The sequence below is a fragment of the Nocardia sp. CDC519 genome, from assembly GCF_059509835.1.
In genome coordinates this window covers 2,828,425-2,844,396 of the sequence record NZ_CM183377.1, presented here as the reverse complement: position 1 = coordinate 2,844,396, position 15,972 = coordinate 2,828,425, and the positions used below count along the sequence as shown (strand labels likewise).

Annotated in this window: 14 protein-coding genes; 9 read left to right on the top strand and 5 right to left on the bottom strand. The window is 69.3% G+C overall.

From position 1 onward, the window contains the following. Window positions 1-8 precede the first annotated feature (8 nt). Genes nuoH through nuoN form a run of 6 tightly spaced genes read left to right on the top strand, consistent with a single transcriptional unit; the run spans window position 9 to window position 8,114 of the window. Window positions 9-1,838 (top strand): NADH-quinone oxidoreductase subunit NuoH, encoded by a 1,830-nt coding sequence (gene nuoH / locus AC5W7N_RS12785; RefSeq protein ID WP_163811103.1) that lies wholly within the window; start codon window positions 9-11, stop codon window positions 1,836-1,838. Next, complete coding sequence (locus AC5W7N_RS12780; RefSeq protein WP_163810723.1) at window positions 1,835-2,701, top strand: NADH-quinone oxidoreductase subunit J; 867 nt, start codon at window positions 1,835-1,837, stop codon at window positions 2,699-2,701. The genes nuoH and AC5W7N_RS12780 overlap by 4 nt, the downstream gene beginning before the upstream one ends. Beyond that, window positions 2,698-2,997 carry an NADH-quinone oxidoreductase subunit NuoK gene (nuoK, locus tag AC5W7N_RS12775; RefSeq protein WP_036536861.1) on the top strand — a complete coding sequence of 100 codons (300 nt, stop codon included), beginning with the start codon at window positions 2,698-2,700 and terminating at the stop codon, window positions 2,995-2,997. Before AC5W7N_RS12780 ends, nuoK begins: the two co-directional genes overlap by 4 nt. 1 nt (window position 2,998) lies before the next feature. Continuing rightward, window positions 2,999-4,885, top strand: a complete 1,887-nt coding sequence (gene nuoL / locus AC5W7N_RS12770) for an NADH-quinone oxidoreductase subunit L (protein ID WP_495923788.1) — start codon at window positions 2,999-3,001, stop codon at window positions 4,883-4,885. Continuing rightward, window positions 4,882-6,504: an NADH-quinone oxidoreductase subunit M gene (locus tag AC5W7N_RS12765; protein ID WP_495923787.1), complete on the top strand. Its 1,623-nt coding sequence runs from the start codon at window positions 4,882-4,884 to the stop codon at window positions 6,502-6,504. The genes nuoL and AC5W7N_RS12765 overlap by 4 nt, the downstream gene beginning before the upstream one ends. Beyond that, on the top strand, window positions 6,501-8,114 hold the full coding sequence (nuoN, locus tag AC5W7N_RS12760) for an NADH-quinone oxidoreductase subunit NuoN (protein ID WP_163810717.1): 1,614 nt from the start codon (window positions 6,501-6,503) through the stop codon (window positions 8,112-8,114). Before AC5W7N_RS12765 ends, nuoN begins: the two co-directional genes overlap by 4 nt. Before the next feature lie 3 nt (window positions 8,115-8,117). On the opposite strand, the gene AC5W7N_RS12755 is transcribed toward nuoN, so the two are convergent. Next, window positions 8,118-9,122 (bottom strand): bile acid:sodium symporter family protein, encoded by a 1,005-nt coding sequence (locus AC5W7N_RS12755; protein WP_194992612.1) that lies wholly within the window; start codon window positions 9,120-9,122, stop codon window positions 8,118-8,120. A gap of 86 nt (window positions 9,123-9,208) precedes the next feature. Here AC5W7N_RS12755 and AC5W7N_RS12750 point away from each other — a divergent pair, with 86 nt between their 5' ends. Beyond that, window positions 9,209-10,069: a LysR family transcriptional regulator gene (locus AC5W7N_RS12750; protein ID WP_195019542.1), complete on the top strand. Its 861-nt coding sequence runs from the start codon at window positions 9,209-9,211 to the stop codon at window positions 10,067-10,069. 72 nt (window positions 10,070-10,141) lie between these two features. After that, window positions 10,142-10,903 (top strand): SDR family NAD(P)-dependent oxidoreductase, encoded by a 762-nt coding sequence (locus AC5W7N_RS12745; protein ID WP_163810710.1) that lies wholly within the window; start codon window positions 10,142-10,144, stop codon window positions 10,901-10,903. Between the two features lie 45 nt (window positions 10,904-10,948). Here AC5W7N_RS12745 and AC5W7N_RS12740 read toward each other — a convergent pair whose 3' ends face one another. The 4 genes from AC5W7N_RS12740 to AC5W7N_RS12725 all read right to left on the bottom strand — a co-directional run bounded on the left by AC5W7N_RS12740 (window position 10,949) and on the right by AC5W7N_RS12725 (window position 15,102). Next, the gene (locus AC5W7N_RS12740) at window positions 10,949-12,436 is read right to left on the bottom strand and encodes a DUF4153 domain-containing protein (protein WP_490724095.1); all 1,488 of its coding nucleotides are present in this window, start codon (window positions 12,434-12,436) and stop codon (window positions 10,949-10,951) included. 588 nt (window positions 12,437-13,024) lie between these two features. Further along, complete coding sequence (locus AC5W7N_RS12735) at window positions 13,025-14,062, bottom strand: HAMP domain-containing sensor histidine kinase (RefSeq protein WP_163810708.1); 1,038 nt, start codon at window positions 14,060-14,062, stop codon at window positions 13,025-13,027. Then, a complete protein-coding gene (locus AC5W7N_RS12730) occupies window positions 14,059-14,742 on the bottom strand; it encodes a response regulator (RefSeq protein ID WP_490724096.1) in 684 nt (227 codons plus the stop codon). Before AC5W7N_RS12730 ends, AC5W7N_RS12735 begins: the two co-directional genes overlap by 4 nt. A gap of 84 nt (window positions 14,743-14,826) precedes the next feature. Continuing rightward, the gene (locus AC5W7N_RS12725; protein WP_490724246.1) at window positions 14,827-15,102 is read right to left on the bottom strand and encodes a hypothetical protein; all 276 of its coding nucleotides are present in this window, start codon (window positions 15,100-15,102) and stop codon (window positions 14,827-14,829) included. A 160-nt stretch (window positions 15,103-15,262) separates the two neighbouring features. Here AC5W7N_RS12725 and AC5W7N_RS12720 point away from each other — a divergent pair, with 160 nt between their 5' ends. Continuing rightward, a complete protein-coding gene (locus AC5W7N_RS12720) occupies window positions 15,263-15,799 on the top strand; it encodes a hypothetical protein (RefSeq protein WP_280210853.1) in 537 nt (178 codons plus the stop codon). Window positions 15,800-15,972: the final 173 nt, after the last annotated feature.

Genomic DNA, 15,972 nt, shown 5'->3' with positions numbered 1-15,972 from the left:
ATCTGGTGATGCTCGCCCAGGCCGCGGACGGGCCAGCGGGTTTCGGCACCGACCCGCTGTGGCTGGTGCTGCTGAAATCGGTCGCCGTCTTCGTGTTCCTGCTGCTGACGCCGATGATCGCGGTGCTGGCCGAACGCAAGATCGTGGCCCGCATGCAGATGCGTATCGGCCCCAACCGCACCGGCCCGTTCGGCAGCCTGCAATCGATTGCCGACGGGGTGAAGATGGCCCTGAAGGAAGACATCGTCCCGGCCATCGTCGACAAACCGATCTACATCCTGGCGCCGGTGCTCGCCGCCATCCCGGCGTTCATGGCCTTCGCGGTCATCCCGTTCGGGCCGCAGGTATCGATCTTCGGGCACACCACACCGCTGCAATTGACCGACCTGCCCGTCGGGGTGCTCTACATCCTGGCGATCACGTCCATCGGCGTCTACGGGATCGTGCTGGCCGGCTGGGCGTCGGGCTCGACGTATCCGCTGCTGGGTGGACTGCGCTCGACCGCGCAGGTCATCTCCTACGAGATCGCCATGGCGCTGTGCTTCGCGGCGGTGTTCCTGCTCGGCGGCACCATGGCCACCTCCGGCATCGTGGCCGCCCAGCACGGCACCTGGTACGCCTTCTTGTTGCTGCCGTCATTTCTCATCTATTGCGTGTCCATGGTCGGTGAGACCAATCGGGCGCCGTTCGATCTGCCCGAGGCCGAGGGTGAGCTGGTCGGCGGATTCCACACCGAGTACTCCTCGCTCAAGTTCGCCATGTTCATGCTCGCCGAATACATCAATATGGCGACGGTGTCGGCGCTGGCCACCACCCTGTTCCTGGGTGGCTGGGCCGCGCCGTGGCCGTTGAACATGTGGTCGGGCGCGAATTCGGGCTGGTGGCCGCTGCTGTGGTTCACGCTCAAGGTCTGGACGTTCCTGTTCGTGTTCATCTGGCTGCGCGGCACCCTGCCCCGGCTGCGCTACGACCAGTTCATGAACCTCGGCTGGAAGCTGCTGATCCCGGTGTCGCTGCTGTGGGTGATGGTGGTGGCCACCGCGCGGGTGCTGGAACTCGAGGGCTACCACGTACAGACCCCGATCCTCGTCATCGGCGGCGTGCTGGTGTGCGCGCTGATGGTCGGGCTGTTCCTGCGGGCGGGCCGCGCACCGGGAGCGCCGCCCGAGGTCGAGCAACCGGTGGCCGCCCCCGACCGATCCTCCAGCGGCACCGGCGTTTTCCTGGGCTTCCCGACGCCGCCGCTGCCGGAGCGGCCGTCACATACCGTGCCGGCGGGCGGACTGTTCGAACCACTGGCCGGTTTCGCCGTCACCGCGGCCACCATGTTCAAACGGCCCAATACCGAGTTCTATCCGGAGCAGAAGGTACCGACCGCCGCCCGCTATCACGGCCGTCATCAGCTCAACCGGTACTCCGACGGGCTCGAGAAATGCATCGGTTGCGAGTTGTGCGCGTGGGCCTGCCCGGCCGACGCCATCTACGTCGAAGGCGCCGACAACACCGAGACCGAACGCTACTCCCCCGGTGAACGCTACGGCCGCGTCTACCAGATCAACTACCTGCGCTGCATCGGCTGCGGCCTGTGCATCGAGGCCTGCCCGACGCGCGCGCTGACGATGACCAACGACTACGAACTGACCGACGACAACCGCGCCGACCTGATCTACGAGAAGGACCGGCTGCTCGCCCCGATGGAACCGGGCATGACCGCACCACCGCACGAGATGCGCCCCGGCGCGACCGTGGCCGACTACTACACCGGTGCCATCGACGGCACCGAACCGCAACGCTCGCCCGCGGCGGCGGGCACCGGCGCGGACGGAGGCACCCGATGACCGTCATGACCCATCTCGCCGCGGCGGCGCCGCTGGCCGCCGAACCGATCACCCGGACCGGCACCGGCGAAGCCGTGCAGTTCTGGATCCTCGCGCCACTGGCGGTGATCGGCGCACTCGGCATGGTCTTCGCCGCGAAGGCGGTTCATTCCGCGATCTGCCTGGCCGCCACCATGATCGCGCTCGCGGTGTTCTACATCGCGCAGGACGCGTTGTTCCTCGGCGTCGTGCAGATCGTGGTCTACACCGGCGCGGTGATGATGCTGTTCCTGTTCGTGCTCATGCTCGTCGGCGTGGATTCGGCCGAGTCGCTGCGCGAGACCCTGCGCGGCCAGCGCATCGCGGCGGCAGTGGTCGGCCTCGGGTTCGGGCTGTTGTTCATCACCGGGATCTCACACGGCGTCCGCAACTCCGGGATCACCTATCCCGCCACCGGATTCCCCGGCCGCGACGTCATCGGCGAGCTGGCCGAGTTGATCTTCGTTCGCTACGTGTGGGCCTTCGAGCTCACCGGCGCGCTGCTCATCGCCGCCACCATCGGCGCCATGGTGCTGGCGCACCGGGAGAAGTTCGGGCCGCAACTGGGCCAGCGTGAGATGTCGCGGCGGCGCTTCCGCGATCCCGAACACGCCAGGCCGACACCACTACCGACGCCGGGCGTCTACGCCAGGCACAACGCCGTCGACGTGCCCGCGCGGCTGCCCGACGGTTCGTTCGAAGAGCTGTCGGTGTCGACCATCCTGCGCCACCGCCGCACCCGGGCGCTGACCGAAGCCGCGGTCATCTCCGTCGGCACACCGTCCGAGCCGAGCGAACCGGTGCGCGGCGAATCCCGCACCTCCGAGGAGAAAGGGAGCCGGTGAATCCCGAGAACTACCTGTTCCTGTCCGCGCTGCTGTTCACCATCGGCGCCGCCGGTGTGCTGCTGCGCCGCAACGCCATCGTGGTGTTCATGTGCATCGAGTTGATGCTCAATGCGGTGAACCTGGCCTTCGTCACCTTCGCCAGGATGCACGCGAACCTCGACGGTCAGGTCTTCGCGTTCTTCACCATGGTGGTCGCCGCCGCCGAAGTAGTGGTCGGGCTGGCGATCATCATGACCATCTTCCGCGCCCGCCGCTCGACCTCGGTCGACGACGCCAACCTGCTGAAGTTCTGACGTGGATACCGCGACGCTGTGGCTGCTGCCCGCCCTGCCCCTGGCCGGCGCCGTCATCCTGCTGCTCACGGGGCGCCGCGCCGACGCCTGGGGTCATCTGCTCGGCTGCCTGACCGCGCTCGCGTCGTTCGCGGTGGCGATCGTCGCGTTCGTCGCGATGCTCGGCCGCGACGACGCCACCCGCGCCATCGAACTCGATATCTACCACTGGGTTCCGGTCACCGGCCTGAATGTGGAACTGGGACTGCAGCTCGACCAGCTGTCGATGTGCTTCGCACTGCTGATCACCGGTGTCGGCTCGCTGATCCACATCTACTCGGTCGGCTATATGAGCCACGACCCGGCCCGCAGGCGATTCTTCGCCTACCTCAACCTGTTCCTGGCGGCCATGCTGGTGCTGGTGCTGGCGAACAACTTCCTGGTGCTCTATCTCGGCTGGGAAGGCGTCGGTGTGGCGTCCTACCTGTTGATCGGGTTCTGGCAGGAGAAGCCCTCGGCGGCTACCGCGGCCAAGAAGGCGTTCGTGGTCAACCGGGTCGGTGACATGGGGCTGGCGCTGGCGATGTTCGTCATGTTCGCCACCTTCGGGTCCATCGGTTTCAGCGAGGTGTTCGGCGCCGCACCGGCGGCGAGCGAAGCCACCCTGACCGCGATCGGGTTGCTGTTGCTGCTGGCCGCCTGCGGTAAATCCGCGCAGGTGCCGTTGCAGTCCTGGCTCGGTGACGCCATGGAGGGTCCGACTCCGGTCTCGGCGCTCATTCACGCGGCCACCATGGTCACCGCCGGTGTGTACCTGATCGCCCGGGCCAACCCGGTCTTCGATCTCGCGCCGAACGCACAACTGGCTGTGGTTCTCGTCGGCGCGGTGACGTTGCTGTTCGGCGCGATCATCGGCTGCGCCAAGGACGACATCAAGAAGGCCCTCGCCGCCTCGACCATGAGCCAGATCGGCTACATGGTGCTGGCGGTCGGCCTCGGGCCGGCGGGCTACGCGGTCGCGATCATGCATCTGCTGACCCACGGCTTCTTCAAGGCCGGGTTGTTCCTCGGCGCGGGATCGGTCATGCACGCCATGAACGACGAGACCGATATGCGCCGCTACGGCGGACTGCGCACGCTGCTGCCGATCACCTACGTGACCTTCGGACTCGGCTATCTCGCCATCATCGGGGTGCCGCCGTTCGCCGGATTCTTCTCCAAGGACCGCATCATCGAGGCCGCCTTCGCCGAAGGCGGGGCCGCCGGCCTGGCGCTCGGCGCGGTGACCCTGCTCGGCGCCGGGCTCACCGCCTTCTACATGACCCGCGTCATGCTGATGACGTTCTTCGGCGAACGACGCTGGAAGCCGGATACCCATCCGCATGAAGCGCCCGCGGTGATGACCGGTCCGATGATCTTGCTCGCGGTCGGTTCGGTGGCCTCCGGTGCGCTGCTGGTGTGGGGATCGGCATTGCAGAACTGGCTGGAGCCGGTCGTCGGCTCCCATCACGGCGAGCCCGCCCTTCCGGTGCCGGTGATCACGGCACTGGCGTTGCTGGTCGTGGCCGCGGGTGTCGGGGTCGCGTATCAGCAGTACGCGCGGCGCCCGGTTCCGGAGACCGCGCCGCAGCAGGTGTCGGCACTCACCGTCGCCGCCCGCAAGGACCTCTACGGTGACGCGGTCAACGAGGCCGGGCTGATGCGGCCGGGACGGCACCTGACTCGTTCGCTGGTGTTCGTCGACAATCGCGGCATCGACGGACTGGTCAACAGCACGGCCGCCGTCATCGGTGGCCTGTCGGCCCGGATCCGGCGGGTGCAAACCGGTTTCGTGCGCTCGTATGCGCTGTCCATGTTCACCGGCGCGGCCCTGGTGGCCGCCGCCCTGCTGGCGGTGAGGATCTGGTGACCGACTTTCCCTGGTTGACCACGCTGTGGCTGCTGCCCGTCGCGGGCGCGGTGATCGTCATGCTGCTCCCCGCCGCCCAGCGGGTGCTCGCCCGCTGGGTGGCGCTCGGGTTCTCGGTGGCGGTGCTGGTGGTGGCGGTACTGCTCGCTACCCGCTTCGAACCCGGTGGTGCACAGTTCCAGTTCGTCGAATCGCACAGCTGGATACCGGCTTTCGGCGCCGGGTACATCCTCGGCGTCGACGGCATCGCGCTGGTACTCGTGCTGCTCACCACCGCGCTGGTGCCGTTGCTCATCGTGGCGGGCTGGAACGACGAACGCGAGGTCGGCAGCGGGCGGCGGGTCGCGCACACCTACGTGGCGCTCACCCTGCTGGTCGAGGCGATGGTGCTGATGTCCTTCCTCGCGCTGGACATCCTGCTGTTCTACGTGTTCTTCGAGGCGATGCTGATCCCGATGTATTTCCTCATCGGCGGTTTCGGCCCGCGCACCGACGAGGTGGCCGTACGGGTGCGGCGCGCACGGGCCGCGGTGAAGTTCCTGCTCTACAACCTGCTCGGCGGGCTCGTCATGCTGGCCGCGGTGATCGGGCTGTACGTGCTCACGGTGCAGCAGGGACTCGGTGACGGCACTGCGGGTACCTTCGATTTCCGCACCGTGGTCGCCGCCGCGAACGCCGGCGAGCTGGGCGGCGATCCGGCCTTGGTGAATGCCCTGTTCCTCGGGTTCATGTTCGCCTTCGCCGTGAAAGCGCCGCTGTGGCCGCTGCACACCTGGCTGCCCGATGCCGCGGTGGCGGCGACGCCGTCGAGCGCGGTGCTGATGATGGCGGTGGTGGACAAGGTCGGCACCTTCGGCATGCTGCGCTACGGGCTGCTGCTGTTCCCCGACGCCACCCGGACCTACGCGCCGCTGCTGGTGACGCTCGCGGTGATCGCGATCATCTACGGCGCGCTGGTCGCGATCGGCCAGACCGATGTGATGCGGCTGATCGCCTACACCTCGATCTCGCATTTCGGTTTCATCATCCTCGGCATCTTCGCGCTGACCAGTCAGGCTCAGACCGGGGCGACGCTGTACATGGTCAACCACGGCATCTCCACCGCCGCGTTGTTCCTGATCGCCGGGTTCCTGGTGTCGCGGCGCGGGACCAGGCTCATCGCCGATTACGGCGGAGTGCAGAAGGTCGCCCCGGTGCTGGCAGGCACCTTCCTCATCGCCGGTCTGGCGACGTTGTCCCTGCCTGGGCTGGCGCCGTTCGTCAGCGAATTCCTGGTCTTGGTCGGCACTTTCAGCCGCTATCAGGTCGCGGCCGTCGTCGCCACCGGCGCACTGGTGCTGGCGGCGATCTACGTGCTGTGGGTGTACCAGCGGATGATGACCGGCCCGGTCACCGAGGGCAACGAACGCATCCGTGATCTGCTGCCGCGGGAGCTGGCGGTGGTGGCGCCACTGATCGCGGCGCTGATCGTGCTCGGGGTCTATCCGAAACCGGTCACCGACTTCATCGATCCCGCGGTCACCCAGACCCTCACCACGGTCGGTATCACCGACCCCGAACCGTCGGCCCCGGCGCAGACCGAGGCGGGCACAGCGATCACCGGAGGTGGGCACAAATGAGTGGTGGTCTCGACGCCGGTCTCGTCCTCGCGGCGGCCGTACCCGCTCCGAGCATCGAGTACGGCACGCTCTCGCCGATGCTGATCGTGTTCGGCGCGGCAGTCATCGGTGTGCTGGTCGAGGCCTTCGTGCCGCGACGGCTGCGTTACCTCACGCATATGTCGCTGGCCCTTGGCGCGTTGATCGCCGCGCTGGTCGCGGTGATCGCACTCGCGGGCACGCGGACCACGGCGGCGGTCGGGGCCGTCGCCGTCGACGGGGTGACGCTGTTGCTGCAGGGCACGCTGCTGGTGGTGTCGGTGCTGGGGGTGTTGATCATCGCTCAGCGCGCCGCGCCGAGGTCGGGGCCCGGCACCTGGTCCCGCGCGGCGGCGCGGCCGGCGTTGCAGCTCGAGGCGTTCACTCCGCAGGCCTCCGCGGTGCCGGGCAGCGGCGCCGAGAAGGCCGCGGCCGCCGCGGGGGTGGCGGCGACCGAGGTGTTCCCGCTGACCATGCTCGCGGTGGGTGGGCTGTTGCTGTTCCCGGCGTCGAACGATCTGCTGACCATGTTCGTCGCGCTCGAAGTGCTGTCGCTGCCGCTGTATCTGCTGTGCGGGCTGGCCCGGCGCAAGCGGCTGCTCTCGCAGGAGGCGGCGCTGAAGTACTTCCTGCTCGGCGCGTTCAGCTCGGCGTTCTTCCTCTACGGCGTCGCTCTGCTCTACGGCGCGACGGGCACCGTCCGGCTCGGCGGCATCGCCGACGCCCTCGCCGCCGATTCCGGCGACGCGACCCTCGCGCTGCTGGGGGTGGCGATGCTGGCGGTCGGCCTGCTGTTCAAGATCGGCGCCGTGCCCTTCCAGTCCTGGGTTCCCGACGTGTACCAGGGCGCGCCGACCCCGGTGACGGCGTTCATGGCCGCCGCCACCAAGATCGCCGCCGTCGGCGCGCTGCTGCGGGTGTTGCAGGTGGCGGTGCCGGGGCTGGCCGACGACTGGCGGCCGGTGCTCGGCGCGGTGGCGGTGGCGACCATGATCGTCGGTGCGGTCATGGCCATCACCCAGACCGACGTCACGCGGATGCTGGCGTATTCGTCGGTGGCACATGCGGGTTTCCTGCTGACGGCGCTGGTGGCCGCCAATGACGCCGGGGTGTCGTCGGTGCTGTTCTATCTGCTCACCTACGGCCTGAGCACGCTCGGCGCGTTCGCGCTGGTGAGCCTGGTCCGTGATGGCTCCGGCGAGGAAGCCACCTCGCTCGAGCGCTGGGCCGGGCTCGGACGCCGATCGCCCTGGCTCGCCTCCGGTTTCGCGCTGCTGCTGCTGTCCTTCGCCGGTCTGCCCTTGACCAGCGGGTTCGTCGCGAAGTTCGCTGTCTTCCAGGCGGCGGCCGACGGTGACGCCGGTTATCTGGTGATCGTCGGTGTGCTCGCCAGCGCTGTTGCCGCCTTCTTCTACATCCGGGTGATCGTGCTGATGTTCTTCACCGACCCGCCCGCGGATCCGCCGGTGATCACCGCACCGCGGATGACGTGCGGGGTCATCGGCGTCACGGTCGTCGTCACCGTGGTGCTCGGCATCTTCCCGCAGCCGGTGCTGGATCTCGCGACCGACGCCGCGAACTTCGCGCGGTAGCGCTCACGAGGCCGCCGGCGCCGCCGTGACCTTCTCGAGCTCTTCGGCTTGCCGGCCCAGCCGCTGCGCGATGACGGCACAGGCGATCAACTGCAACTGGTGGAACAGCATGAGCGGCAGCACCATCAGGCCGACGTCGGTGCCGCCGAACAGCACCGCTGCCATCGGCAGGCCGGAGGCCAGGCTCTTCTTCGATCCGGCGAACAGGATGACGATCCGGTCCTCGCGCGGGAACCCGAGCAGCCTGCCCGCCCCGGTCGCGATGCCCGCCACCACGGCGAACAGCACCGCCGAGACCGTGAGCAGCACGAGGATGTCGCCGACGCCGACCTTGCTCCAGATGTCCTCGCGCATGCCGGCACTGAACGCCGCGTAGACCACGAGCAGGATGGATCCGCGGTCGACCAGCTTCACCGGCTGCGCGTGCCGGGTCAGCCACTCCCCGATCCACGGCCGCGCCAGCTGCCCGAGCAGGAACGGCACCAGCAGCTGCACCACGATCGCCACCGCGGCGCCCGCGTCGATATGGGCCTCACCGGTGGTGTGCATCAGCGCCACCACCAGCAGCGGGGTCAGGAACACGCCGAGCAGGTTGGAGAACGACGCGCTCACGATCGCCCCGCCGACATTGCCACGCGCGATCGAGGTGAAGGCGATCGAGGACTGCACGGTCGAGGGCACCAGGCACAGGAACAGCACCCCGGCGTAGAGCTGCTCGGACAGCACCCCCGGCTCCAGGACTCGCAGTGCCAGTCCGAGCAGCGGAAACACCACGAAGGTCGTCGCCAGGATCACCGTGTGCAGACGCCAGTGTTTGACGCCCTGCCAGGCCTGCGCGGGTGAGAGGCGCGCGCCGTAGATGAAGAACAATGCGGCGATGGCGGCCTTGGTGGCCCAGTCGAGGACGATCACCCCGGCGCCGGTGGCCGGAACGATCGTCGCGACGCCGACCATCGCGAAGATCGCGAGGACGAAACCATCGATCGAGAACTTACTGAGCAACCGCATCAGTAGAACGGTAGGCGGCGGCGCACCATCGGGGAATACGATAGCTGCTATATCAGCTATTACGAATCACGATAGCGAGGTGTTCGGTGTTCGATCCGGTTCTGCTGCGCAGTTTCGTGGCGGTCGAGCAGCACGGCGGTTTCACCGCCGCGGCCCGTCAACTCGGGCTTCGTCAGCCCACTGTCAGCGGCCACGTCGCGAAGCTGGAACGCGAACTCGGTCGTGAGCTGTTTCTGCGCGATACCCATTCGGTCACGCTCACCTCCGACGGCGCGGCCATGCTGGGCTTCGCGCGCGAAATCCTCGACGCGCAGAGCCGGGCGGCGCAGTATTTCGGCGGCGAGACCGTCACCGGGCGCATCCGGTTCGGCGTCTCCGAGGATCTGGTGGCCGAGACGCTTCCGGAGATCCTGCGCGAGTTCCGCCGCGACTATCCGCGCGTCGATCTGGACATGTCCGTCGGGCTCAGCGAGGAAGTGCATGCGCGGCTGCGCCGTAACCACCTCGATCTCGCCTTCGTCAAACGCAGGCCGGGCGAACAGCACGGCCGGCTGGTCTTCAGCGATCGGCTGGTGTGGGTGGGTCCGGCCGGCGCGCAACCGCCGGCGGCGGGCGAACCGATACCGGTGGTCACCTATCTGCCGCCCAGCCTGACCCGCGACGCGGCCTTGCGCACCCTCGATCGCGCCGGGCTCCCCCATCACATCGCGTGCACCACCAAAGGTCAGCTCGGCCTGCGCGCCGCGGTGCTCGCCGGCCTCGGGTTCGCGGTACACAGCGAAAGCCTGCTGCCCGCCGATCTCGTTCCGGTGCACGGCCTGCCGAGCCCCGGCACCACGGAGTTCGTGCTGATCAGTACCGCGCGCCGGGCGGCCTCCGCACCCGAGCGGGCGCTGACCCGCGCGATCGTGGACAACATCGATCGGCTGCGGTTCACGCGGCGGTGAGGCGGTGCCGCTGAGCGGGACCGCGACCCGGCGCGAGTTGACGATGTAAAACGTGGATGTTTAGTTGTGTCGATGGGTGTCGAGAAAGTGGCGGTGGTCACCGGCGCCACGTCGGAGATCGGCGCGGCGCTGTGCCGCCAGCTGGTGACGGCGGGCGTCTGCGTGGTCGCCGCCGACGGCGATGCGGCCCGGCTGCGGCAGTTGTCGCGGGGTCTGGACGGCGCCACCCGCTATACCCAGGTGGTCGATGCCACCGACGACGACCGGGTCCGGCGGCTACTCACCGGCACCGTCGCCGATCTGGGCCGTCTCGACTATCTGTTCAATACCGCCGATCTGCGCATCGATGGCGACTTCGGCACGCTGCCACTGGGCCGCTGGCACGAGATGGTCGATGTGGACCTGTGGGGCATGGTGCACGGCACCCGGCACGGTTACGCGGTGATGCGCGCGCAGGGATTCGGCCACATCGTCAATACGGTGTCGGTGGCCGGGCTGCTGCCGTCGGCCCGGTCGGTGGCCTATGCCATGACCCAGCACGCGGTGGTCGGGCTGACCACCTCGCTGCGGGCCGAAGCCGCGGGCAGCGGCGTGCGGATCAGTGTCGCGGTACCAGGCGCGACGTCCACCCCGTCCGCCCGGCAGCCGCGGACGATGTTGCGGCGCAAGCCGATCGACGCGCTCGCCCCCGACCGGGCGGCGTGCGCGATCATGCGCGGCATGCGCCGCAATCAGCAGTACATCATCGTGCCGCGCTACAGCCGCGCCATGATCGCCGCCTACCGGTGGTTCCCGAACCTGGTCGGCGGGTTGCTCGCACCGCGCGAGGGGTGAGCCCACGCCCGGCCTCGGCCGTGTTCGACCCGCCGACCCGGCCGGTCACCGTGCCGCCGCGCGCGAGTAGTTCCAGCTGCGCCAGGTGTCGGCGGGCAAGCGGTCCCGGATCGGGTCGGCGATGACGGCGCGCAACTCGGCGGGCAGACGGTCGGTGGCGGGCACGATATCGGCGGAAAGCCCACTCAGATAGCCGATGTCGAGGGCGTGCCCGTCCTGCCAGCGGTCGATGTTCTTGTCGGCGATGAAGCGTTCCGGGTCGAGCACGGCCAGCGCCAGCAGCGTCGCCATGGCCGTGCCGACGGCCGCGCCGGCCAGCCGCCGGTGCCGCAACCGCAGCACCGCCACCAAGACGAGCAGATACACCGTGCCGATCCACAGCTCGCAGGTCAGCACCAGCAACCGCAGCACGGTGAAACCGTAGGCCTGCTGGTAGGTCCACATCCGCATCAGCGCCGAGGCCACGATGATCAGCGACAGCACCGTCACCGCCGACAGCAGCGCCCGCAGCCACAGCCGATCAATGCCCGAATCCCGTGCCGCCCAGCGCAAGACGATCGCGATCACCACCAGGGTGAGAATGGTGACGGTCGACAGCTGCCAGAATCCGCTGCGCGCGTATTCGGCGTAGGTGAGGCCCGCGGTGCGCTGCACGTAGTCGTCGCCGCCGAACATGGCCATGAACTGCACGGCCACGAACACCGCGAACACCAGCGTCAACGCGGCCACCGGCAGCGCCCATTCGCTGCGGCGCAGCCGTCGTCCGGTCTCCGGCGCGTCGTCGGTCGCGCGTCGGGGAGGTCCGGCGATCACGTAGAGCGCGCCGACCGTGCCGAGCCCGGCGATGACGAACATCAGGATCCACTGCGCCACGGCGTCCGAGTCGACGGCGGGAATGAGACTTTCGACCACGTGCGCGAAGCTCGCGTCGGCACTGCCGAGCAGCGGAACGAACACCGCGAGCAGCAGCGCGGTCGCCGCGATCGAGCCGGCCAGCCGCGTCGCGCGCTCCCGTCCCGGCCCCTGGACCCGGCGGGCACCGGTGTAGAGCCACGGCAGGCTCCGCGCCGCCTCGATGGGAATCGCGAACAGGTCGTACCGCAGCCCGAACACCGACCGCGGGCCCACCGCCGCCAGTGACGCCGCGGCGGCCGCCGCCAGCACGCATAACGTGAACAACCAGCCGGCGGCCCGGAACGCCCCCACCGCCAGCAAGGCCGCCGCCAGCACCGTCCACCAGATGCGGCCGCTCCCCAGCGGCAACTGCGCGACGTTGTCCGAAGACGCCGCACGGACCCGACGTGATCGGCGAACGACGGCCGCGATGGTGGCGACGACAACCCCTGCCGCGAGCAACCAGCCGATCCCTGGCCGGTCCGTCGGTACCAGCGTCGCCGCGCCGAGCCCGGAGACCGCCGCCGCGGTGAGCAATCCCGCGGGCTGGGCGACGCGCCGCCACCGTGGCGGCGGTTTCGGTCCGGCAGCCGGCGGCATCGGCGTCACCGGCGGACGGGCATTCGGGGGCGATGTCACGAGCACGGTCCCCGCCGGTGGCTGAACAACCTGCGTGCTCGGGTCAGCCCAGACCGCCGCGGACGACTTGTCCGCGACACCGGTCAGCTGCGCGCCCGCGGAAGTCGGCGTCGGAGCAGCCACGGTCGGCACCGACGCGGAAGCCGCATCGGCCGACGCATCCTGCGCGGCGTCTTCCGACGCAACCGCCACCCGGTCATCGGTCGCGTCGGTGCCCGATTCCTGCGGAGCCGAACCGTCCGGCTCCGGTGCAGGGGGCTTCGTGCCCGGGTTGATCGCCGATGACGCCGCCACCGAGGCAACCGCTTTCGTGTCGTCGGTCGCTGCCGGCGCGTTGCCGTCCTCAGATCCCCGCGGAGCCGGGGCCGCTGGTTCGGACGCCCCTGGCTTCGCAGCGTGGACGGCGGCCGATGACGAAACCGCGGCCGCCTCATCGGACGCCGCCGTCGGGTCTCCGTCTTCGGCTCGCTCCGGTGTCGACAGTGTCCGGTCGCCGGAATCAGGTTCTGTGGGCATGGATGTCCCCTCCTGTGGGTGTGCGGGATCGCCCCGGGACCGGGGTCGGTCCGGGGTGTGGGTCGGTTCGGGTCAGCGGCCGGGGAGGACCACTCGGATGCGTGAGCCAGGGTCGGCGACGGCGATGGTGCCGCCGTGCAGGTCGACGACCCAGCGGGCGATGGCGAGGCCGAGGCCGGTGCCGCCGCCGTCGGCGCGGCCGCCGCGGGTGAAACGATCGAAGATGTGGGCGCGCTCGGCGGTGGGGATGCCGGGACCGTCGTCGCCGACGTCGATGACGACGCGGTCCGGCTCGCCGCTCACCTCGATCCGCACCTCGCCACCGGCCGGGCCGTGCCTGGCGGCATTGTCGAGCAGGTTGAGCAGCACCTGATGCAACCGTGCACGGTCGGCGTAGACGCACACCCCGCCGGGACGCACGTCGGTCCGGAACCGCACCCCACGGCCTAGAGCGGCCGTGGTGACCTCGGCTTCGGCGACCACCTCGGCCAGCAGTGGTTCGATCGCGAACCGTTCCCGGTCCAGCGGCAGCGCGCCGGCCTCGATGCTGGACAGATCGAGCAGTTCGGTCACCAGCAGCCCGAGCCGTTCGGTTTGCGCCAGCGCCGTGCGCAGGGTGCGCGGATCCGGTTCGGACACACCGTCGACCAGGTTCTCCAGCAGTGCGTTCAATGCGGTGACGGGCGTGCGCAGCTCATGCGAGACGTTGGCGATCAACTCTCGGCGCTGCCGGTCGGCGGCCGCCAGATCCGCGGCCATCTGGTTGAACGCCTCGGCCAGCTCGCCCACCTCATCGCGAGAGCTGGCGCGCACCCGGCGGCTGTAATCGCCGTGCGCCATGCGTTTGGCGGCCGCGGTCATCTCCCGAAGCGGCCTGGTGATGCCATGCGCGAGCACCTGCGAGGTGACCAAGGCGATCGCGGTCGCGGCGAGGGTGGTGCGTGGCGGTAGCCAGCCGATCTGCAGCCGGAAGTAGCCGAAGGCCACGCCGCCCGAGCACAGCATCAGGATCGCCAGCTTCAGCTTGATCGAGCGCACCGGATCCAGCGGTCGCGGCAGGGTGTCGGCGATCCGGCGGGCCAGCTGCCGCCATCGATCGGGGCCGGTCATCGCGCCTCTAGTGCGTAGCCGACGCCGTGCACGGTGCGGATGAGGTCGGCGCCGAGCTTGCGGCGCAGCGCTTTGATGTGGCTGTCCACCGCGCGGCTGCCCGCCGCATCGGCCCAGTCCCATACCTCTTCCAGCAGCCGCTCCCTGGCGAGTACCGCGCGTGGACGGCGTGCCAGCCGGGCCAGCAGATCGAATTCCAGCGGCGTCAGCTGGGTTTCCACGCCGGCCCGCCACACCCGGCGCTCATCCAGGTCGATGCGCAGATCACCGACGACGAGCGCGGCGCCGTCGCCCTCGGTGCTGCGCTCCACCCGCCGCAGCAGGGCGTGCACGCGTGCGGTGAGGATGCGCAGTGAGAACGGTTTGGTGAGGTAGTCGTCCGCACCGACACCGAGGCCGACCAGCTGGTCGGTTTCCTCGGTGCGCGCGGTGAGCATCAGCACCGGCACCGGATGTGCGGCCTGGATACGCCGGCACACCTCGAGCCCGTCGAATCCGGGCAGCATCACATCGAGGACGACCAGATCCGGTCGACGGGCCTCGGCGGCGGCGACCGCGGCCGGACCGTCATGGGCGAGTTCGACGACGAAACCTTCCGCCCGCAACCGGGCGCCCACCGACTCGGCGATGGTGATCTCGTCGTCGACCACCAGGATCCTGCGCGCCGCACTGTGCTCCATGCGGGCTTACATTAGCCAGCGGCTGTGGAGAGATCCGGGGCCAATTGTGGAGATTCGGTGAGCGCCGTGCCCGATGCGCGCGGTTCAGCCGATCAGGGAGTTCATCAGGGTGCCCGCGCTGGTGGCGATGACGCCGCCGAGCATCCCGCCGACCACCATCTTGGGCGAGGCCAATGAGCCGTTGTTCCACTTCTCCCAGGCGAAGCGACCGCCGGCCACGGTGATGCCGAGAACGCCCGACAGCAGCACGAACCAGGTGAAGTAGCGCACGAGCTTGTCGATCTGGCCGGAGATCGGTGGCGCCTGTGGCGTGGGATCTGCCACTTGCGCGAGGAACTCGGGAACTGCGTGAAGGCCCATCATGCCCACTCCGTCAACGAATTCTCGTCTGATAGTGAAGCAATTGATACCTGACAGCTATCGCGACCGAAGTATCCAGCGTGCGGGGTTGCGGCGTCAAGGCCTCATCGTGACCCGAACCGGGCACCACCCGGGCTACGACTGTCCGTAGTATGGGTGGGTGCGTTCGTCCGGGTCGGCAGTCGCCTCGCTGCGGGGCGCGTTCGTCGGCTCCGCGTGCGGCGCGGTGAGTATCGCCGCCCACGCGCTCGGTGGCGGCGTCGTCGCCCCTGGATCGTCGTCGATCACCCTGCTGCTCGGCGCGTGCGCGTTGATCGGCACACTCGCCCGGGCGCTGCCGCTGCGGCCCGGCCGCACGCAGGTGATGCTGCTGTTGACCGCCGGGCAGGCCATCGGCCATCTCGCTTTGACCGCCGGACCCGGGCACCAGCACGGATCACACTCGGCCGCGATCATGCTTGCCACCCACCTGGTCGCGATCCCGGCCGGTGCGGTGCTGATCCGTGGCGCCGAACTCGCTGTGGGGCGGTCGATATCGAGTGTGCGCCGTGCGGTGTCGGCGCTGTGCGCCGCGCTCGCCGGTCCACCGCCATGGGCGCCGAGTTCTCTTGTCGCGGGCCGTGATCCGCTGATCCCGCCGCGCCCGCTGCTCATCTCCGGCCGCGGTACGCGCGGGCCACCTGTTTCGGCTCGGTAGTTCCCCTCCGCCGATCGCGATACGCGGCACGCTCGTGCGCGGATCAGCGGTGCCGGTGCTCGTCACCGTGACCTGCGCGACGACGCGGCACCGTTCGACGACGTCGGCCGGCCCACGACCGCGGCCGCGCCGATCACCGACGGCCGAAACCGGTCCGGCGCAGATCGCTGGAC

Excerpts from the sequence above, each read along its gene's own strand:
- nuoH (WP_163811103.1), top strand. The coding sequence starts at position 9 with ATGCTCGCCCAGGCCGCGGACGGGCCAGCGGGTTTCGGCACCGACCCG.
- AC5W7N_RS12780 (WP_163810723.1), top strand. The coding sequence starts at position 1,835 with ATGACCGTCATGACCCATCTCGCCGCGGCGGCGCCGCTGGCCGCCGAA.
- nuoN (WP_163810717.1), top strand. The coding sequence starts at position 6,501 with ATGAGTGGTGGTCTCGACGCCGGTCTCGTCCTCGCGGCGGCCGTACCC.
- AC5W7N_RS12745 (WP_163810710.1), top strand. The coding sequence starts at position 10,142 with ATGGGTGTCGAGAAAGTGGCGGTGGTCACCGGCGCCACGTCGGAGATC.
- AC5W7N_RS12755 (WP_194992612.1), bottom strand. The coding sequence starts at position 9,122 with ATGCGGTTGCTCAGTAAGTTCTCGATCGATGGTTTCGTCCTCGCGATC.
- AC5W7N_RS12730 (WP_490724096.1), bottom strand. The coding sequence starts at position 14,742 with ATGGAGCACAGTGCGGCGCGCAGGATCCTGGTGGTCGACGACGAGATC.
- AC5W7N_RS12735 (WP_163810708.1), bottom strand. The coding sequence starts at position 14,062 with ATGACCGGCCCCGATCGATGGCGGCAGCTGGCCCGCCGGATCGCCGAC.
- AC5W7N_RS12725 (WP_490724246.1), bottom strand. The coding sequence starts at position 15,102 with ATGGGCCTTCACGCAGTTCCCGAGTTCCTCGCGCAAGTGGCAGATCCC.